The organism is Clostridium sp. (assembly GCF_051654825.1).
In the GTDB taxonomy this organism is placed as follows: domain Bacteria; phylum Bacillota; class Clostridia; order Clostridiales; family Clostridiaceae; genus Clostridium.
In genome coordinates this window covers 1-20,574 of sequence record NZ_JBOFYU010000247.1, presented here as the reverse complement: position 1 = coordinate 20,574, position 20,574 = coordinate 1, and the positions used below count along the sequence as shown (strand labels likewise).

At 29.0% G+C, this 20,574-nt stretch carries 18 protein-coding genes; 2 read left to right on the top strand and 16 right to left on the bottom strand.

Annotation, left to right across the window (positions count from 1 at the left end; genetic code table 11):
• From ACRDBA_RS15365 to ACRDBA_RS15330, 8 genes are all read right to left on the bottom strand, one after another.
• A partial coding sequence (locus ACRDBA_RS15365) for a fibronectin type III domain-containing protein (protein WP_438573809.1) occupies nt 1-779 on the bottom strand: 779 nt, incomplete at its 3' end.
• A 173-nt stretch (nt 780-952) separates the two neighbouring features.
• Entirely contained in the window at nt 953-3,013 is a 2,061-nt protein-coding gene (locus ACRDBA_RS15360; RefSeq protein WP_438573808.1) for an SPFH domain-containing protein, read from the bottom strand.
• A 123-nt stretch (nt 3,014-3,136) separates the two neighbouring features.
• The gene (locus tag ACRDBA_RS15355) at nt 3,137-3,853 is read right to left on the bottom strand and encodes a glycerophosphodiester phosphodiesterase (protein ID WP_438573807.1); all 717 of its coding nucleotides are present in this window, start codon (nt 3,851-3,853) and stop codon (nt 3,137-3,139) included.
• 20 nt (nt 3,854-3,873) lie between these two features.
• Nucleotides 3,874-4,476, bottom strand: coding sequence for a P-type ATPase (locus ACRDBA_RS15350; protein ID WP_438573806.1), 603 nt, complete (start codon nt 4,474-4,476; stop codon nt 3,874-3,876).
• Nucleotides 4,477-4,662: 186 nt separating this feature from the next.
• Nucleotides 4,663-6,420: an SUV3 family DEAD/DEAH box RNA helicase gene (locus tag ACRDBA_RS15345; RefSeq protein ID WP_438573805.1), complete on the bottom strand. Its 1,758-nt coding sequence runs from the start codon at nt 6,418-6,420 to the stop codon at nt 4,663-4,665.
• A gap of 62 nt (nt 6,421-6,482) precedes the next feature.
• Nucleotides 6,483-7,121, bottom strand: coding sequence for a cyclase family protein (locus ACRDBA_RS15340; protein WP_438573804.1), 639 nt, complete (start codon nt 7,119-7,121; stop codon nt 6,483-6,485).
• Between the two features lie 22 nt (nt 7,122-7,143).
• Nucleotides 7,144-8,088 (bottom strand): patatin-like phospholipase family protein, encoded by a 945-nt coding sequence (locus ACRDBA_RS15335; RefSeq protein ID WP_438573803.1) that lies wholly within the window; start codon nt 8,086-8,088, stop codon nt 7,144-7,146.
• A gap of 175 nt (nt 8,089-8,263) precedes the next feature.
• Nucleotides 8,264-8,872: a DUF975 family protein gene (locus ACRDBA_RS15330; RefSeq protein ID WP_438573802.1), complete on the bottom strand. Its 609-nt coding sequence runs from the start codon at nt 8,870-8,872 to the stop codon at nt 8,264-8,266.
• 271 nt (nt 8,873-9,143) lie between these two features.
• On the opposite strand from ACRDBA_RS15330, the gene ACRDBA_RS15325 reads away from it, so the two are divergent.
• A complete protein-coding gene (locus tag ACRDBA_RS15325; RefSeq protein ID WP_438573801.1) occupies nt 9,144-10,913 on the top strand; it encodes a glycoside hydrolase family 35 protein in 1,770 nt (589 codons plus the stop codon).
• Nucleotides 10,914-10,985: 72 nt separating this feature from the next.
• Here ACRDBA_RS15325 and ACRDBA_RS15320 read toward each other — a convergent pair whose 3' ends face one another.
• The 8 genes from ACRDBA_RS15320 to ACRDBA_RS15285 all read right to left on the bottom strand — a co-directional run bounded on the left by ACRDBA_RS15320 (nt 10,986) and on the right by ACRDBA_RS15285 (nt 19,706).
• The gene (locus ACRDBA_RS15320; protein ID WP_438573800.1) at nt 10,986-11,303 is read right to left on the bottom strand and encodes a rhodanese-like domain-containing protein; all 318 of its coding nucleotides are present in this window, start codon (nt 11,301-11,303) and stop codon (nt 10,986-10,988) included.
• A 159-nt stretch (nt 11,304-11,462) separates the two neighbouring features.
• On the bottom strand, nt 11,463-12,764 hold the full coding sequence (locus tag ACRDBA_RS15315) for a homoserine dehydrogenase (protein WP_438573799.1): 1,302 nt from the start codon (nt 12,762-12,764) through the stop codon (nt 11,463-11,465).
• A gap of 167 nt (nt 12,765-12,931) precedes the next feature.
• Nucleotides 12,932-13,885 carry an ABC transporter permease gene (locus ACRDBA_RS15310; RefSeq protein ID WP_438573798.1) on the bottom strand — a complete coding sequence of 318 codons (954 nt, stop codon included), beginning with the start codon at nt 13,883-13,885 and terminating at the stop codon, nt 12,932-12,934.
• Between the two features lies 1 nt (nt 13,886).
• Nucleotides 13,887-15,002: an ABC transporter permease gene (locus ACRDBA_RS15305; RefSeq protein ID WP_438573797.1), complete on the bottom strand. Its 1,116-nt coding sequence runs from the start codon at nt 15,000-15,002 to the stop codon at nt 13,887-13,889.
• Complete coding sequence (locus ACRDBA_RS15300; protein WP_438573796.1) at nt 14,992-16,521, bottom strand: ABC transporter ATP-binding protein; 1,530 nt, start codon at nt 16,519-16,521, stop codon at nt 14,992-14,994. The genes ACRDBA_RS15305 and ACRDBA_RS15300 overlap by 11 nt, the downstream gene beginning before the upstream one ends.
• A gap of 139 nt (nt 16,522-16,660) precedes the next feature.
• Nucleotides 16,661-17,743, bottom strand: a complete 1,083-nt coding sequence (locus tag ACRDBA_RS15295) for a BMP family lipoprotein (protein ID WP_438573795.1) — start codon at nt 17,741-17,743, stop codon at nt 16,661-16,663.
• Between the two features lie 356 nt (nt 17,744-18,099).
• Entirely contained in the window at nt 18,100-18,783 is a 684-nt protein-coding gene (locus ACRDBA_RS15290) for a DUF554 domain-containing protein (RefSeq protein WP_438573794.1), read from the bottom strand.
• Between the two features lie 26 nt (nt 18,784-18,809).
• A complete protein-coding gene (locus ACRDBA_RS15285; protein ID WP_438573793.1) occupies nt 18,810-19,706 on the bottom strand; it encodes a polysaccharide deacetylase family protein in 897 nt (298 codons plus the stop codon).
• A gap of 167 nt (nt 19,707-19,873) precedes the next feature.
• On the opposite strand from ACRDBA_RS15285, the gene ACRDBA_RS15280 reads away from it, so the two are divergent.
• Nucleotides 19,874-20,574: DUF5685 family protein (locus ACRDBA_RS15280; RefSeq protein WP_438573792.1), on the top strand; the 701-nt coding region annotated here is incomplete at its 3' end.

The window sequence follows — 20,574 nt, the reverse complement described above, 5'->3', positions numbered from 1 at the left end:
TGAGTATTTGAATAATCATAAGAATAATATGCACCTGTTTCTGTACTTGATCCTTCTGGAGTATCTAAGTTAAAATGATCTATAAAAGTATTAGTTTGCTCTTCATGATTTCCTGCAACAGGAACTAATGTTGTATTTAATAAATTATCTTGAGAATATCCTAAAAGCCAATTCCATTGCTTTTCTTCATATCCTTTATCAACAAAATCTCCATTAATAGATAAAAACTCAGCATTTGGTACGACTTTAAATGCCTTTTCTATTGTTTCTGCTGAAAGCTTACATTCATCTTCTGTTTTAGCTTGTGGATCAGCCATATTTATAAATGTAAATTCTCCTGACTTTGGTGCTGTTTTAAAGGAACCTGTTTTACTCCATATATTTTTACTACTGTCTCCAACTCTAAAGTAATATGTAGTGTCTTCCTTTAACCCAGTTGCAACTGCCTTATGAACTAATTCTTCTTTTTTTAATGAATTATCTGGGTTTGTTGAATTTGTTGATAAGTAATTTTCTCCTTTAAATTTAAATGAGTTTTCAAAATTAACTTGTCCATCTACTTTTTCAACAACTTCTAAATCCGTAGATTCTATAGTAGTATCTGTGTACCATGTAAATCCTTTTGTAGAAGTTGTGTCTCCGTACATAGTTGTAACTATTTTTGAAATCGGTCCTCCATTTAACTCACTTATTGCATATGTTAAATCACCTTTAATTAACGTTGTTAATCCTATACTTAATATTAAAGCTGTAGCTACTAACCTCTTAACATTCTTCATTTTCTTACTCCTTTTTATCTCATAACTTTACCTTTATGATATATTAACTCTGTTAAATAAAATGTTTCAAACTTTTAAATTTATGTTAAATTAATACATATAAAGTGTTTTTATCAATAAAAAAGAGCTACAAACAAATTTGTAACTCTTTTAAATAAATATTATCTTCTATTCTAATCCAATTGATTTTCTATAGTTTTTTTACTCTGTGATATTTGCTCTATTATTTCATCCTTTAACTTCTTTATATCTATATTTTCATCTTCTTTTAATTCTATATTTTCTGCTGTTAATTTTTCACTTAGCAATAACATTATTAATGATTCAAAGGCATTTGTTCCTCCACCTTCTGTATTACCAGCATTAACTACTGTTTTTGGTACTATATCAATCTTTCCTTCTTTTATTGCATTTGTAAATGAACTCATTACATCATCTATTACCTTGAACTGAGGCCCACCATATGCATTAACTTGTTCTCTAGCTGCTATAGCCTTTGAAATACCTACCCTAGCTTCTTTATCGGCTTCTGCTTCTGCTGTTATCTTAATCCTAAATGCTTCTGCTTCAGATTGTTTTTTAACCTTATAAGCATCTGCTTCAGATAATTTTTGAATTTTCTCTGCATCTTGCTTAGCTTTCATTAATTCAGCCTTACCTTGATTTTCTTGAATTTTAATATTTATATCTGATTCTGTTAAAGTTGTTTGCTGTTTAGCTACTGCTTCTGCTTCTCTTAATTCCTTTTCTTTTTCAGCAGCTTTTTGTTGAGTTTCATAGGTATCTAATTGCTCCCTAGCAATTTGTCTGCTTCTTAATTGAGTTAATATTGTTTCTATATTTCTATCTGCTTTAGAACTACCTGGTGTACCTATTAATACCTCTTCTAACTCTAAATTATAATGATTAAATTTCCCTTGCATTTCACTTGAACTTTGAGCTTGTATTTCATTTCTTTGTTGAAGTAATTCAATAAGTGTTTTTGTTTGTCCAATATTTTTAAAATAAGCTGAAATCATTGGATCTAAAGTTTGATCTACTAACATTTTTACATCTCCAAACCTTTGAATTACAAGTGGTGCCTTTCTATAGTCTATATGAAATACAACTGATAAAGGAAGGCTTGGTTCAAATGCATCCTTAGTTATTAAACTTACTTCCTTTAAATTTTCATCATATTTATGATTACCTGTTTGATTACTTATCCATTTTAATATTACATTAGTTGTAGGAACTTTTATAATATTACCTGCATAAGTATTAAAAGCATATTTACCAGGCATTAATGGTTCACTCCATACTCCTCTACATCCCTTTTGAACAAGTTCCCCATGTTTATAATCATTACCTGAAGAATCTTCTCCCTTTCCACCTGTATATGAAACCACTACCCCAACGAACCCCACTGGAATAATTATCTTTGGAATAAACTCTATAGTTGCAAATAATCTATTTATAAAATAAGTTCCATCTGCTAAAACTTGATACTGTCTCCCTCTATAACCACCAGCTTTTAAAAACGAATCTATATCTTGGAAATTATTGTGATAATTCCTTCCATTAGCATCATCGCCAACCGTTGGACATATAATATTTTCTGCTGCTAATGAAGGTCCATCATGTACTGTAACTATACCTACTAAGTCACTATTACCTTCAATAATTACAGGTGAAAAACCACCTCTTTCATGAATTAATCTTGACATATCTGCTATATTTTCTTGCTCTAGCTTATTACCCATTTTTAAATAATAAGTTTTATTTTCTGTAATAATAACAAATTGAGCTAAATTAAATGCATATGTTCCCTCTCTAAGAATTCCCCTTTGAGGTCCTTTTTGACCACCATTTTCTAAAAAAGCTCTAACATCTTGATAATTATTACATTCATGAATAACCTCTCCTAAGGTTTGAGTAGGTTCAAGCATTTGACCATCTCTTGCAAATACATATGCTATTTTACCTTGTGCAATTGTAACTAATGGGACAATATGAACCTTATAAATTAATGGACTCCTAAAATGGATACCACCTCTTAAAAGTTCAGGTTGATATCCAGCTTCTCCATTTAATGCTATTATTTGTTGGTCTAATGAACCTTTACTTGACCACCATTTTTCAACTATTCCAACTTTATCATTGGATATAATTCTTAATCCTATTAACCAAAAAAATAGTATTACTCCAATTATTACAGCCCCAACTATTATTGCTAACCCTATAATATCTTCCATAGAATCCCCCTAAAAATAAAATTCTAAAATATATTATTATATCTTATTACTATTACTACTATTATTATTTTTCTTTATTAATGCATGTTTATTTTATTTTTTTATAAAAAAAGAGAGGCTCTATTACCTCTCATTTTCACTTAATAATTCATTTAAAGTTTCGATTTCATTTGTAATTATTCCTGTAACTCCCAAGTTAATTAATCTTTGCATATCTTCTTTATTATTTACAGTATACGGATTTACCTCTATATTATTATCTAATAAGTCCTTCATTATTTTTTCATTACATATAGAGTAATAATACGGATGATAACATTCGCAGTTTATCTCCTTTAAATACTTCGTAACATTTACCAAAGTAGTCTCAGTTAAGGCTCCAACTTTTATTTTTGGATTTAACTCTTTTACTTTTAATACGCTATAATGATTAAATGATGATATTATAACTTTATCTTCTATATTATATTTCTTTACTAAACCTAAAACTATTTTTTCTAGCCCTTCATAATTTATAATGCTATTTTTAAGTTCTAAATTTAACAACTGTAAATTTGACTTTTTAAATACTTCTAGCAATTCTTCTAATCTTGGAATTTTTTCTCCACTTTTTGTTTTAAAACTCTGTATTTCTTTAAAAGTATAATTACATACAAATCCATTTCCATTTGTTGTTCTATCAATAGTTTCATCATGAATTATTACAGGAATATTATCTTTAGTTAACTGTACATCAGTTTCTATACCATCTGCATTAAATTCTATAGCCTTTATAAATGCCATCATAGTATTTTCATCATACTTCCCGCTATATCCTCTATGTGCTATATTTAATGTCATTAAATTACCTCACTAAATAATTATGATTTTTTATATCCAATTAATTTTTTTATAATCTTAAATTTTTCTCTTTTTATTTTTGTATTATCTATACTAGCTACATGATTTTTTCTATTAGAAATATAGGTATCCTTCCCTATTGCTATTACTACAGCTAAGGCAGTGCCCCTTATTACTTTCATACCTTGTAAGCATATATTATCTAGAGAAACTTCTGATTTATCTATATGATAATCACCTCTTAAATGCTCATGCTTAATTATATTATTACTATAACCTGTTATACAACTTTCATTTATCATAAAATTTTCACAACATATTATTCTTATGTCAGCTGGAATATAATTATTCTCTTCTAAACTTATTATATCTCCTATTGTTAATTGTTCTACTGGTATCTTTATTTTTTCTTTTTCCCTATATACTGTTACATTATATTTCTCATCTTTTAAAAACTTTAATGAATCTACTAATGTATTTTCTCCATACTTTTCATTTCTTGTATTTCCCTCTCTTAAAGTTAACCCCTCTACACTAGTCTTTAGTATCTTATAAATTTCATTAATATTGACTTTACTAAACCTATAAAGCTTGTTTCTAAAATTCACACTATCTCTATTCATATTATCTATACCTCCCTTTATTTGAGCTTTCTAGATGTAATATTTAAGAAATAGTACCCTATCCCTTATTCATTAACCACCTTCCCCCTTATTTTTAATAAAACCCTTGCCTGATCCCAGACAAGGGTTTTATTTTATTTTTATATAATTATTATATTATTAGCTATTGCGTTTGTTTCCTTTTTTTTAAATTCGTAGTAAAATCTTATTTATTTCTTCACTTACATTTATTCTTTCATCATAAATCCATTGAACATCAAATTCTAATCCAAATATTTTACTAAATGAATAATACATGTTTATTTTTTGATAATATAGTTCTAGCTCATCTAAATTTCCTTTAAAACATTGTGGCTTTGTAATTGTCTTATTTTTTACTACAAATAATTCTTCAACATAATCTAAAAAGGTATCCATAAGTTCATTTTTAGATACATCAAAGGGAACCTTTAATAAATTCCACTGGATTAATTCCTTAAGCTTATATCTCTTTACATTTTCTAATATTATTAAATATTCATTTATATCCATCTTTCTATAATAATTAAGCTTTTCTTCTCTAGTTGCCCAAAGAGCTAGCTTTTCATTTAATGGCAATGCTTGTATTTTTAATATTGCTTCTGAAGGTCCTATAACAGCTTCTTTTATAACTCTATCCTTTTCTTCAAGTCTATCTTTAATAAACTTTTGGTTATCTCTAATTGTAGCTACATAGCCAACTTCATATATTCCCTTTCTTCCAGCTCTTCCTGCCACTTGCTTTACTTCTTGAGAAGTTAATGACCTAACTTCTTCACCATCAAACTTTTGAATATCTAAAAATATAATTCTCTTTATAGGTAAGTTCACTCCCATTCCAATTGCATCAGTAGTTATTAATATTTTATTTTCCTTATTAATAAATTGATCATATTGCTTTCTTCTTACCTCTGGAGGTAAATCCCCATAAATAATACTTGCTTTTACTCCTATTTCAGAATATTGCTGTGCTAATTGAAGAACTTTCTTCTTAGAAAATACTACTATAGCATCGCCCTCTTCTACATCTCTATTACTAAAGTTTTTATTTTGAATCTCTAGAGGGATACTTCTCTTATATTCTATAAAGTTATACTTGTCATTACAATCTTCAATTATAGTCTTTAATAGTTCTTTAGAGTTTAAAGCTCCACAAACATGGATTTCCTTACATCTTAAGCCTAAAAGTGCTCTGCTCCATGCTGCACCCCTTTGAGAATCATCTATCATTTGAATTTCATCTATAACTGCTATATCATATTCTTCATTTAAATCAGCTTTTTCTATAGTACATGCTATATGAGTTGCATTTTCATGAATTATTTCTTCTTCTCCTGTAAAAAGGTTACATACTACACCTAAGCTATTTAACTTTTCGTAAATTTCAAGGGCTAATATTCTAAGAGGTGATAAATATATCCCCTTTGTAGCCTTCTTTAATCTTTCCATAGCATTATATGTTTTTCCTGTATTAGTATCACCTAAATGTACAGTAAAATCTCTTTCTATACTCCTAGCTGCTCTATATTCATCCTTTGGATTATCTGGAAAATTGTCTTCAAAATCCTGTGATATTAACTTAGGTATATGTTGTGTAGTTAAAACAGCCATAAACCCTGAGTTTATAAAAGCATTATAATTTCCTCTTAATACTTGATAAAAGTCAAAATCTGTATTGTTTTTCTTATTATAATCTTCTAACATTTTCTTAGATATATATTCTAATAACTCTTCATATCTATCATATAAATTATCAAAATCCTTAAAGCCTTCTTTTTCCATATCCTTAAGTAATCTTAGTTTTTTTCTAACAGCAGATTCATGCTCAATTAATGCTCCATATTTTGAGTTATGAACTATTTCTTCAATATTATTTATTTGAGATTTTAATTTTTTAAATTCTCTTTGAAATGCATTTTTCTTCAAATTCTCACCTCTTTAAAAAATTCTAGTCAATACATATATTCCTTAAAAGTTTCAAAAATCCTTTAAGTGCAAATAGCAACTGCCCTTACTGGCGAACCATCTGCATCATTATAATTTAAAGGCAAAGTAACAAAGGTAAACTCAATAGGTATTTCTTCTATTAGCTTTAAGTTTTCTATTATTAGTTTTTCCTTTTCTAATAAAATCTTATGTATTTTTAAGTCATCTGATTCCACAGAATCTATAGAAATAGTATCTACTCCTATTCCCTTAATATTTTTTATAGATGAAATCCACATTGCAGCTTCTTCTGTTAATACTGGAAATCCACTAAAATATTTTTTCTCCTTCCAATACTTACTCCATCCAGTTTTTATAATTAAATACTCACAATTTTTAATACTATCCTCATATTTCCTTAAATCCATCAATGATATATATTTACAACTTACCTCTTCTAAATCTAATAAAAAGCCCTTTCCTATAAAATCATTTACTGATATCTTATCTAAAGTATTTCCAGCTTCTAAAATATGATTAGGTGAATCAATATGAGTTCCTGTATGTGAGCACATATTTATACTTTTTTCATTAAAACCATGTCTTTTAATATTAGCAATTACTTTTATATTAGGTATTTCCTCTTTTGAAAACACACTCATATTTTTTTCTATTTTATGAGATAAGTCTATTACCTTCATTTAAATTCTCCAATCTTATAATTTATAAATCTATTGTGCTACCATTGCTTACAGTAGATTCATTTTTAAATTTATTTCTTAATTTATTTCTAATCCATTTATATAAATTAAATAATTTAGGATATTTTTCTTCCTCTTCTTTTATAAGCTTCATATTAGCCATCATAATAATAGGATCTAATAAAGTCATAGTATCATTATATCCTTCCTTTATTCTTTGCTTCTTGGATTCATGATCTAAATTCAACATACCATTAATTACATTCTCATCTAAATTCTTTGGATACAACTCTATTATTTTTGTGTTAGGATACAAAGCTCTATCAATTTTTGTTTCTTTATTTAATAGTACTACTATTATTATATCGCAACCTTCTCCATAAACAGGTTGAATTGGAGTATTATCAGCTACACCCCCATCTATATATTTATTGCCTAATACTTCAGTACATTCATATATAAGTGGTAAACATGCTGATGCTACAATCATTTCCTTAGCTGTTTCATCATCATAATCATTTAATCTAAAATATCTTGGAGTAAAATCAGGTATTTCAGTACATGCTGCATAGCATATCTTTCCTCTTTCCTTTACTTTATCAACTTTTAAATATTCATCAATTATTTCTCTTGCTCCATCCTTTGGTACTACACCCTCTTCTAGTTTTTGTAACATATATTTCTTAGCAATATTTAAACATTTTCCACCAATAGTAATTTCAAGACCTTTTCTAAACAATTCAAACTTACTCATTGGGACTATTTTATCCATAGTAACTTCATCCCATAAGGCTTCTGCTGCACTAATATCATCTTGTGCAAATAAAACTGCATTAAATGCTCCTATTGAAGTTCCTGCAAAAACATCTATATATTTATCTAACTTTAAATCCTTTAAGGCCTTCCAAACACCTAATTCATATGCTCCCTTTCCGCCTCCACCAGATAATACTAGTCCAATTTTCATTTTAATCCCCTCTTTAAACTTTAATATACTTTTATTAATTAATATTATTACAATTATATCAGCAATAACATAAAATATTAAATACTTATCCCTCAAACTAATTTTTTCTTAATTTATATTATATTTATATTTAAAGAAAGAGATACTAGTTTTCTAGTATCTCTTTACATTATTCTTATTTATTTTTTAACTCTAAGTAATAATTTGCTTCTGTTAATGACATATAAGGTTGTAGCCATATATATCCTATTCCTAAAGTAAGAATTGATATTATTATCCACCCTATAAAACTAAGTTGCAAAACAAAAAAATCTAATTTATTTTCCTTCATCAAATTTGCACTTTCTTTTAAACATTGAATTATACCCTTTTCGTTATCTTCAGCTAAAATGAAAAATGCTTGGTAAAACATTAATGAAAAAATAATTCCTGGAACGACTAATAAAATACACCCAATACAAACTATTAAACCATAAAGCAGATATAATCCAAGAGTTTTAAAATAAATACTAAAACCTGAAAGAATATCACTTATATTTGCTTTATCAGCCCCATCTGTAAAATTCAAAAGAAATTTAGATAAACCTACTGTAAATACTCCACCGAAAAATATTGCTATTAAATCTGTTGTTATTGTAATACCACTGCCATCCTCAAAAAATCTTGATACAGTAACGCCTAAAGATGTTATTAACGTTACTATAAGAGTTGCTACTATAGCCTTACCCCAATTTCCCCTTAATTGATCCTTTGATTTTCTTTTTAGTTCAATTCGTGTAAGCATAAAATTCCTCCCTTTAAATATTAGATTTATATATAATTTATTTTACTATCTAACTATATTCTACTTATCTTCTTTTAGTTCAAGTATAAGTAAATAATATCACACTTTTACATTTTATGTAATTAATCCAAGTTAATATTCCTCTTTGCCATTTCAATTATTAAAATGTAATTAATTATCCTTATATAGAAAATAGTGTTTTAATTGAAAATTTTTAGTAAATATTATATAATCTTGTCATAAACAAAAGAGTATAAAGGATGGGAAATTTATGAATAAATTTGAAATTAAAGATGATTTTTATTTAAATGATAAGAAGATTAAAATAATTTCTGGTGCTATCCATTATTTTAGAGTAGTTCCTGAATATTGGAGAGATAGACTAGAAAAATTAAAGGCTCTTGGTTGCAACACTGTTGAAACTTATATACCTTGGAATTTTCATGAAAGAAAAAAAGGTGAATTTGATTTTTCAAAAGGAAAGGATTTTGTAAAGTTTATTAAAATTGCTGAGGAATTAGGGTTATTTGTAATTTTAAGACCTACCCCTTATATTTGTGCTGAATGGGACTTTGGAGGGCTACCTTCTTGGCTTTTAAATGATGATAATATGAAGGTTAGAAGTAATTATGAAGGCTTTTTAACAGCAATAGATAATTACTTTGAAAAGTTATTTAAACTAATAACTCCACTTCAAGTTACTAATGGTGGACCAATAATAATGATGCAGGTTGAAAACGAATACGGTTCCTTTGGAAATAATAAAAAATACTTAAAAAATATAAAGGATATGATGGTTAAGCATGGAGCTACAGTTCCACTATTTACATCAGATGGTGGATGGAGAGAAGTTTTAGATGCAGGTACATTAATAGAAGAAGATTTGCTTCCAACTGCTAATTTTGGTTCTCGTACTGAAGAACAAATTGGAGCCTTATCAGAATTTATGAAGGACAATAATATTGAAGGCCCTTTAATGTGTATGGAGTTTTGGATTGGTTGGTTTAATAATTGGGGTGGCGAATTTAAAAGAAGATCTCCTAAAGATGCAGCTAATGAGCTTGATGCATTATTAAAAGTTGGACATGTAAATACTTATATGTTCCACGGTGGTACTAACTTTGGTTTCTATAATGGGTGTAGCTATCATGATGGAATAGATCCACAAACTACCAGCTATGACTATGATGCACTTTTAACTGAATGGGGTGATACTACTGAAAAGTATTATGAATTTAAAAAGGTTATAGCTAAATATACTGATATTCCAGAAGTAAAGATATCTACTAAAATAAAAAAATTAAACTATGGAGAATTTAAGTTAACTAATAAGGTTAGTCTTTTTAATACTCTTCATACTATTTCTAAACCTATTACTTTAGAAGAAACTCTCCCTATGGAAAAGCTTGACCAGGGGTATGGTTATATACTTTATAGAGCTAATGTAGGAAAAAAACGTTCTTTAGAAAAGTTTAAATTAGTTGGAATGGATGATAGAGCTCAAATATTTGTTAATGAAGAGCTTATAGCTACTAAGTATAAGGAAAGCTATATAGGTGAAAATATGCCTATTATCTTCCCTAAAGAAGATGATAATTTACTTGATGTATTAGTTGAAAACTTAGGTAGAATTAATTATGGTGGAAGTCTTCTATCTCCACATCAAAGTAAGGGAATTAAAGGTGGAATAATGCTAGATATGCATTTCCATACTGGATGGGATCACTACTCATTAGAACTTGATAATATAAACAATGTTGATTTTACATTAGGATATAAAGAAAATACGCCTTCATTCTATGAATATACATTTAATATAGATGAAGTAGGCGATACCTTCCTACACCTTGATAAATTTGGTAAGGGATCTGTATTTATAAATGGATTTAACCTTGGGCGCTTTTGGGATATAGGGCCAACTTATTATTTATATATACCTGGACCTTTATTAAAGAATGGTGAAAACAAAATAGTTATCTTTGAAACTGAAGGAAAAGCTTCTGATACAATAGTTTTATCAGATAAACCTCTATACAAATAATTTATATATTAAAAAGTGACTATACCTACTGGAATAGTCACTTTTAATATTTACTATTTTATATCGATAAGTTTATTCTTCTATTTCTCCTGTAAAATCTAAAATACCGCCTCTTAAATTATATAGCTTTTTAAATCCAGCATCTTCTAATATGCTGCATGCTACACTACTTCTCATTCCAACCTTACAATAAACTAAAATTTCCTTATCTCTATAGTCTTCTATTTCGTCTACATCCCACTCTAAATCATCAACTGGAATATTTATTGCATTCTTAAGTCTATTTTCCTTGAACTCACTTATTCTTCTTACATCTAAAATTAATAAGTCCTTATTTTCTATTATTAATTTTTGAGCTTGTATATTATTTATTGATTTTGTAAAATCCATATTTATTACCTCATATTATATTGATTAATTTATACTTATTATAGACCTAAATTACTTATTATTCAATAACTATTATTAGGTAATATAACACAAAGTAAAAACTTATTTTTAGTTCTTTTAATAAAAAAGAGCAGTCCTACTAAGAACTACTCTTCTATCTTATCTAAACTCTTCCATTCTAATAATATTATTTACTTTTGATACTCCATCCATCTTACTTATTGAATCAACAGCATCATTTATATTTTTCTCTTTGTTATAATGAGTAATTAATACTAAAGTAACTCTATCATCATTTATTCTATCTCTACCTCTTTGTATTACTGAAAGTAAGCTTACTCCTTTGCTTCCAAATACTGATGTAATATCCCCTAGTACACCTGGCTTATCATCCACAGTAAGTCTTATATAATATTTACTTTCTACTTCATTCATATCTCTTATTTTCTTATGCCATAAATTATTTTTAACTACTGGAACTTCATTTTCTAACTCTATATTATTTCTTAAAATTGAAATAATATCTCCAACTACAGCACTTCCTGTTGGTAAATCACCTGCGCCTCTACCATAAAACATTAAATCTCCAACAGCATTTCCCCTTACAAATACAGCATTAAATGAATCATAAACATTTGCTAAAGGATGTGTTTCTGGTATCATTGTTGGATGAACTCTAAGTTCTAACTTACCATCATATTCTTTTACTATAGCTAAAAGTTTTATTGTCTTTTTAAACTCCTTAGCATATTCCATATCTATAGATTTTATATTTGTTATTCCTTCTCTATAAACATTATCTACATTTATTTTTGTTCCAAAAGCTAGCGACGATAAAATAGCTAACTTATATTGTGCATCAAACCCTTCTATATCTGATGTTGGATCTGCTTCAGCATAACCTAACTCTTGAGCTTGTTTTAATGCTTCATTAAAATCTAAACCTTCTGTCTCCATCTTACTTAGAATAAAGTTTGTAGTTCCATTTACTATTCCATAAAGCTTTTCAACTTTATTAGCAGTTAAGCTTTCATTTATTCCATTTATTATTGGAATTCCCCCTGCTACACTTGCCTCATAGTTAAACATTACACCCTTGCTATCTGCTTTTTCAAAAAGCTCATCTCCACCAGTAGCTAAAAGCATTTTATTTGCTGTAACTATATGTTTCTTTTTGTCCATAGATTTTAACATATATTCTCTAGCAGGTTCTATTCCCCCCATTACCTCAACAACTATTTTTATAGAGTCATCATTTAATATATCATCAAAGTTTGTAGTTAATAAATCCTTAGGAACATCTACCCCTCTATCTTTATCCATATCCCTAACAAGAATTTTAGCGATTTCTAACCTATAACCTGATCGCTTTCGTATTTCTTCCTTGTTTGAATTTAATATCATCCAAACTCCACGACCAACATTGCCTAGCCCCAATAAAGCAATTTTAACCTTTTTCATTTTCTTTTCCCCCTTATCATTATTTTACTTATTGCTAACAACTTCATTATACGACACCCCTTCCTTATTTACCATAAAATTCAAAATATTGTTTCAAATAAATAAAAAAAGAAGCTTTAATATATTAAATATATTAAAACTTCTAAATTAAATGTATTATATTTTAATTAACGCTTCCCAGCATCAAATGGTTCCCCAACTGCTTTCGGAGCCTGTGATGACTTTGAGAACACCATTAAAGCTAACAGTGTAACTACATAAGGGAATATTTTTAAAATTACTGGTGGAATAGTCGCTAAATTAGGAATAACTTGTGATACATTTGCAATAGTTGCTGCAAATCCAAAGAATAAAGTTGATCCTAATATACCAAGTGGTTTCCATTGACCAAAGATTAATGCTGCTAAGGCAAGGAATCCAAGTCCTGATACACTACCATTAAATTCACCTGAATAAGTTACTAATATTATAGCTCCACTTAACCCTGAAAATGCACCTGAAATCATAACACCTATATATCTCATTCTATAAACATTTATCCCTGCTGCATCAGCTGCTTGAGGGTTTTCTCCACAAGCTCTTAATCTTAAACCAAACTTAGTTTTGTAAATTACAAATATACTTATTAAAAGTATAGCTAACACTACCCATGTAGTAGCATAACTGCTGCTAAAGAATAGTGGTCCTATTACTGGAATTTCTGATAATACAGGTATATCACTTCTTGTAACACCTGACATTATTCTCATATTACCACTACCTGTAATAGTTCTTGCTAAGAATATTGTTAATGAACCAGCTATCATATTTATAGCTGTACCACTAATTACTTGATTTGCATTTAAGCTTATACTAGCAAATGCATGTAATAATGAAAATAACATACCAGCTAAAGCTGCTGCTGCTAATCCTATCCATATTATAAATGGACTACCTGGCATTGTTTCTTGTAATTTAACTATAGTAAAAGCTCCTGCAAAAGAACCTATTATCATAAGACCATCAAGTCCAACGTTAGTTACACCACTTCTTTCACAGAATAGACCTCCTAATGCTGCTATAAGAAGAGGAATTGTAAATGCTATTGCATATGGAAAAATTTGTTGTAAAGTATCCCACATATTATTTCTCCTCCTTGCCTATGTTTTTATTACCAACAACACTAGTATCTTTCTCTATTGTATTAGTATTTGTCTGATTCTTTATTTTTCTACGTCTAAATTTATCAAATACTTTATCCATTACAGAACTTGTAGCTGCAAAGTATATTATTGTAGCCATTATTGTATCTGCAATTTCTGGTGGAATAGATGTCATAGCACTCATGAAACCTTTTCCTGTGTAAAGTAATCCAAAGAATAATGCTGCAAATAATACACCTATTGGAGTATTTGCTCCTAATAATGCAACTGCTATACCATCAAATCCTTGTGATGGAGTAACCCCTATTTGCATATTAGCAACATTACCAGCATATTGAGCCACACCAGCTAAACCAGCTAGTCCACCTGCAATCATCATTGAAGTTACTATATTTTTCTTAACAGGCATTCCTGCATATTCAGCTGCATGTCTGTTAAATCCAACTGCTTTTAACTCATATCCAAGTACAGTTTTATTTAATATAAATCCTATTATAATAACTGCAATTATTGCAATTAAAATCCCATAGTTTATAAATGAACCTTGGAACATATCTGTTAACCACGGAGCTTGAAGAGATGCTTCAGCTGGTAATTTAGCTGACTCTGTCTCTAAGAACGCTCCTTTAAAGTAAGCAGGTATTGTATAATAAACAACCCAATATGCAATCCAGTTCATCATTATTGTTGAAACAACTTCATGAACATTAAATCTAGCTTTTAATATACCAGGAATAGCTGCACAAAGCGCTCCTCCTATAAACCCTGCTATAATCATAGCTAATAATAATAAAGGTCTTGGAAGATCAACTGTTAAACCAATTGCCGTTGCACAAAGTCCCCCACAAAGCATTTGCCCTGCTGCACCTATATTAAATAGCCCTGTTCTAAATGCAAAAGCAACTGAAAGCCCTGTAAGTATAAGTGGTGTTGCTGTTGCTATTGTGTTAGCTATTCTCTCAACATTTTTTAATCCACCTTGGAATAAGTAATTATAACCTTCTACTGGATTGCTTCCAATAGCCATCATTAAGATTGCTCCTGCAAGTAATCCTAATACAACAGCAAGAACCGATTTTAATCCTCTATTCTTCACTTGCTTGTCCTCCTCTTACTCCAGCCATCATAAGACCGATCTCATTTTCATTAGTTTTCTTAGCATCAACAATACCAATAAGCTCACCATTATTTACAACTGCTATTTTGTCCGAAACATTTAATACTTCTTCCATTTCTAATGATACAAGTAAAACTGCTTTTCCTTTGTCTCTTTGTTCTACTAATCTCTTATGGATATACTCTATTGATCCAACATCTAGTCCTCTAGTTGGTTGAACTGCAATTAGTAATTCCGGGTGTAATTCTATTTCTCTACCTATAATTGCCTTTTGTTGATTACCACCTGATAAAGTTCTTGCTATAGATGCCGCCCCTTCACCTGATCTTACATCAAAAGTTTCAATTATCTTTTTAGCATGGTCTTTTATAGCTTGTTTATTTAATAATCCTCTCTTTGAAAAAGGTTTCTTGTTATAAACTTCTAAAACCATATTTTCTTCAATTGTATAATCTAAAACTAGCCCTCTTTTATGACGATCTTCTGGAATATGAGCTAAACCTTTTTCTATTCTAGTTCTAACTGGAATTTTTGTTATATCTTCATCATTAAATATAACTGTTCCTGATTCAATTGCTCTCATACCTGTTATAGCTTCAACTAATTCAGTTTGTCCATTTCCTTCTACTCCAGCTATACCCATTATTTCACCAGCACGAATTTCTAATGAAAAATCTTTTAGGCCTAAAACTTTTTTATTATTCATAACAGAAAGATTGTTAATCTTCATTACTGACTTTCCTGGCTTTGGATCTATCTTGTCCACTTTAAATGATACTTCTCTACCAACCATCATTTTAGCCATTTCAGCTTCACTTGTAGTTTTTACATCAACAGTTCCTATGTATCTTCCTCTACGTATAGCTGTACATCTATCTGCAACTGTCTTTATTTCTTTAAGCTTATGAGTGATAACTATAATAGATTTTCCTTCTTTAACAAGGCCTTTCATTATCTTCATTAGCTCATCTATTTCTTGCGGTGTTAATACAGCTGTAGGCTCATCAAATATTAAAACTTCTGCATTTCTATAAAGCATCTTTAATATTTCAACACGTTGTTGCATCCCTACTGATATGTCTTCAATCTTTGCATATGGGTCAACATTTAATCCATATTGTTTAGATAAAGCTTCTATTTTTTCAGCAGCTGACTTTATGTCTACTACTAATCCTTTTTTAGGCTCTAAACCTAAAATTATATTTTCAGTTACTGTAAAATTACTAACAAGTTTAAAATGTTGATGAACCATCCCTATTCCTAAATCGTTTGCTATATTAGGATTACTTATCTTAACTTCTTTTCCTTTTACTTTAATTTTCCCTACTTCTGGCTGATACATTCCAAATAGTATTCCCATTAATGTTGATTTTCCTGCACCATTTTCTCCAAGTAATGCATGAACTTCACCTTTTCTTAATTGCAATGTTATGTTATCATTTGCAACTATACCAGGGAACTCTTTACGGATATTAAGCATCTCTACTACATATTCCACCTTTAATCCTCCTTAATTTCACTTATTTTCCATATTACTTTACATAAAAAAAGGCGGAAGAACCGTATTTTTTCACAATTCTTCCTTTAATAGTCTTCTAAACTAGAATACTAATTTATTTAATTAAACCTTTTAAATACTATAATAAGTTACCTTTTTCAGCAGATACTTTAATATCTCCGCTCTTAACTTTTTCAAGTACTTCATTTACTTTCTTTATTGTTTCTTCACTTAAGTTTGGATTTTCATCTGGAATACCAACACCGTTGTTTGTAACATCATATATTAAAGTATCTCCACCTGGGAAGTTACCTTCTTTTTCTGCTTTGATCATATCTGCTGCAGCAGTATCTATTCTCTTAACAGCTGAAGTTAATATTATTGACTTTTCACCTTCGTAAATACCGTGGCTATATTGGTCAACGTCAACTCCGATTACCCAAGCTTCTTTTCCGTTCTTAACTCTTGCTTTTGCTTCATTTATAGCACCAACACCTGTTCCACCAGCTGAGCAGAATATAGCTTTAACTCCTCTGTCATACATAGCAGCCGCTATTTGTTGTCCAGCAGCAACATCGTTAAATGTTCCTTGGTAAACATTGTTTTCTTTTTGCATTGTCATTTTTGTTCCAAGATTTTCATTAGCATAAGCCATACCTTGTTGGAATCCCCAGTTAAACTTTTGAACTGGTGGAATTTCCATACCACCTATGAATCCTAATTCACCTTCTTGTAATTGTAAAGCTGTTGCAACACCAGCCATAAATCCTGATTGCTCTTCAGCATAGAATATTGAAACTGTATTCTCAGCTACGCTTCCTTCTGATTTATCATCTTTCTTTGGAGCACCATCTAATAATACAAATTTAGCATCTGTATATTTCTCTTGCGCTTCGTATATAGCTGTTTCAAATTTAAATCCTGGAGTAACTATGAATTTAAATCCTGCATCGTAAAGGTTTGTAATTTCCTTTATGTAATCAGCATGAGTTTCTCCACTTGGTTGTAAGTATTTCTTTTCTAATCCTAATTCATCTGTAGCATTAGTTACACCTAACCAAGTTCCTTCGTTGAATGATTTGTCATCGATAGTTCCTGAATCAGTTACCATACCTACCTTTAAGCTTGAATCTCCAGTAGCAGCGTTTTCATTGCTTCCACACCCTACTAGTCCTGTTAACATTAATGCTGAAAGTGCTAATGCAATAGCTCTTTTTTTCATAAAAAAGTCCCCCTTAGTTTCTTATAATAAGTTTTTTAAGACAGATTTTCGTTCTTTTCGAACTTTGATTTGATTATACAACATAACATTCGTTAATACAATATTTTGTGACAAATTTTCTTAATTTTTATTAACAATTTTAGAATTATTTTTTATTTTTCATGAATAAATATTTATAAATATCGTTTTCAGGAATATATTTTTGCATTAAAATTATAATTTTAGATAACGAACATAATAATGTACATATAAATTCTACATTTTTCGCACTTTATTATACTAAATACTCATCTATAATAATTTTATTATCTATTTACTTAACTTATTCTTAATTATTATGATAATTATTAAAACTACTACTTGATAAATATCCCTATAATTATAGGAATAAACATCGCTGGTATCATATTAGCAACTTTTATTTTTGTTACTCCTAAAACATTTAACCCAAGCCCTATTATTAATAAACTTCCAATTGATGCCATATTGGTTATAACAGCCGTACTTAACACTCCTGATAAAACATTAGCTGCCAAGGTTATAGTCCCTTGATAAATGAATACAGATACTGCAGATAGCATTACTCCTATACCTAAAGTAGATGTAAAAATTATTGATGAAACTCCATCTAATATAGATTTGGCATATAAAGTTGTATGAACTCCTTGCAAACCACTTTCTAATGCTCCTACTACAGCCATTGCTCCAACACAAAATAAAAGGCTTGATGTAACAAAGCCTTCAGCAATTGAAACTTTTTCATTTTTAGATTTAAATTTTATTTCTAAATAATCTCCTAATTTCTTTAACCACTTATCTAAATCTATTATTTCTCCTATTAATGCTCCAATAGCTACTGAAATTATCATAAGTAATGTATCTTCATTTTTTAACGCTCCACTTATTCCAATGTAAATTACACACAAAGCTAGTCCATTCATTATGGTTGAACTAACCTTTTCTGTAATTTTTCCCTTTGCTAATAAACCTATAAAACATCCTATAATAATAGTTATACTATTTACTATAGTGCCTAACATAGCACTTCCCCCTTTTTGTCATTACCCTATTCTGTCATAAAATCTACAAATATATATTTAAAACTTTCTAAATCTATTGGTGCTATTCTTACTCTTTTAAGTTCAAATAAACCATTATTGATGTTCGAAAACCCACCTTCTGTTGTAACAGCAGCTTCTATCCCTATACTCTTTGCTGCTTCTATAGTTTCCTCATCATACTTTCCAACAGGATAACATAGATACTTACTTTCCACTCCTAAATTATCCATAATAAAATCCTTAGCAGTTTTTATAGATAATAACTTGTCTTCTACTGAAAGTGAATCAAGCTCTAAATGATTTGAAGTATGATTTTCTATTGCCATTCCATCATTTAGCATTTCCTTTAACATTTCTGAATTTAAGTAATCTCCTGACTTGTCTGTATTATCGGTTATAACAAAAAATGTTCCTGTCATATTATTTTCTTTTAAAATTCTATATGCATCTGTATAATTATCAACATAGCCATCATCAAACGTAATAGCTACTGGTTTTTCTGGCACTTGTCCAGTTTCAAAAGCCTTTAAAACATCCCCCATAAGCATTGGAGTAAATCCACTTTCACTTAACCATTTTATTTGCTCACTAAATTGCTCAACTGGAACAAGTAATCTATTATCTGGATCTGCATTAGATATAGAATGATACATTAAAATAGGTATGTACACATCATTTACATCCATAGATACATAATTAATTTCTTCTTCTTTGACAAATTCCTCATTTTCAATAACATTTTCTTCTTTAATAATTTCTTCACTTTCGTCATTAACCGTACTTTCTTTCTCCACTATTGCTATTTCCTCTTTAGTAGTCTCAATATTTTTAAATAAAGCAATTATTCCTACTAAACATAAGCAACTTAATATAGCACTTGCTAATATACTGTTTCTCTTCATTTTTATCACCTTTCTTCCTATTTTATACATTCAATTATATTATATATGTTTTTTTACTTTCAAGAATTTTTTTACATATAATTACTTTAATTAATTATTATAGGTTTATTTTAATCAATATTATAATAAATATAATATATGTTATTACTTTTTAAGGAGATAATCTATTGTTTGGATATGTACTACCACTTAAAAGCGAATTAAAAGTAAAGGATTTGAATTTATTTATAAGCTATTATTGTGGTCTCTGCTTTCATTTAAAAAACGAATTCGGAAATGTTCCTAGAGTTTCTGTAAATTACGATATGACTTTTTTATCAATTCTATTAGATGGCCTATGCGACGATGAGTTAACTTTTGATCATAAAAGATGTATTATACGGCCTGTATATAAAAAATATGTTCTTTCCGAAAATAAAGCAATAAAATATTCTGCCTATATAAATTTAGCTTTATTTTATTATAAACTCTTAGATGATGTCCAAGATGATAAAAATATAAAAAGTCAAATTGGTCTTTTGGCATTTCATCCTTATAAAAAAAATTTTAAAAAATTACCAAACTCCATTATCGATGGTATATCAACCAATTTACAAACTCTTAGAGAGCTAGAGAATACCAAATCATTTTCCTCTCTCGATGAAATCTGTCATCCTTTTGCAGATATTGTAGGTATAATACTTAAGGATTATCCTTACAAGTTTCATATTGACAATGATGAAGTAAGGATTAACTTGTATAACTTTGGATATTTCTTAGGAAAATGGATTTATTTAATGGATGCCTTAGATGATTTAAAAGATGATTTAGAAAAAGATAATTTTAATCCTATAAACTTTTTATATAATAAAGATAATAAAGATTTAGA

Bases quoted from the DNA above. Each gene is read 5' to 3' on its own strand.
- ACRDBA_RS15290 (WP_438573794.1), bottom strand. From the start codon at position 18,783: ATGTTAGGCACTATAGTAAATAGTATAACTATTATTATAGGATGTTTT.
- ACRDBA_RS15335 (WP_438573803.1), bottom strand. From the start codon at position 8,088: ATGAAAATTGGACTAGTATTATCTGGTGGAGGCGGAAAGGGAGCATAT.
- ACRDBA_RS15355 (WP_438573807.1), bottom strand. From the start codon at position 3,853: ATGACATTAAATATAGCACATAGAGGATATAGCGGGAAGTATGATGAA.
- ACRDBA_RS15295 (WP_438573795.1), bottom strand. From the start codon at position 17,743: ATGAAAAAAAGAGCTATTGCATTAGCACTTTCAGCATTAATGTTAACA.
- ACRDBA_RS15330 (WP_438573802.1), bottom strand. From the start codon at position 8,872: ATGCTTACACGAATTGAACTAAAAAGAAAATCAAAGGATCAATTAAGG.
- ACRDBA_RS15285 (WP_438573793.1), bottom strand. From the start codon at position 19,706: ATGAAGAGAAACAGTATATTAGCAAGTGCTATATTAAGTTGCTTATGT.
- ACRDBA_RS15325 (WP_438573801.1), top strand. From the start codon at position 9,144: ATGAATAAATTTGAAATTAAAGATGATTTTTATTTAAATGATAAGAAG.
- ACRDBA_RS15310 (WP_438573798.1), bottom strand. From the start codon at position 13,885: ATGTGGGATACTTTACAACAAATTTTTCCATATGCAATAGCATTTACA.
- ACRDBA_RS15340 (WP_438573804.1), bottom strand. From the start codon at position 7,121: ATGAAGGTAATAGACTTATCTCATAAAATAGAAAAAAATATGAGTGTG.
- ACRDBA_RS15360 (WP_438573808.1), bottom strand. From the start codon at position 3,013: ATGGAAGATATTATAGGGTTAGCAATAATAGTTGGGGCTGTAATAATT.
- ACRDBA_RS15350 (WP_438573806.1), bottom strand. From the start codon at position 4,476: ATGAATAGAGATAGTGTGAATTTTAGAAACAAGCTTTATAGGTTTAGT.
- ACRDBA_RS15315 (WP_438573799.1), bottom strand. From the start codon at position 12,764: ATGAAAAAGGTTAAAATTGCTTTATTGGGGCTAGGCAATGTTGGTCGT.
- ACRDBA_RS15320 (WP_438573800.1), bottom strand. From the start codon at position 11,303: ATGGATTTTACAAAATCAATAAATAATATACAAGCTCAAAAATTAATA.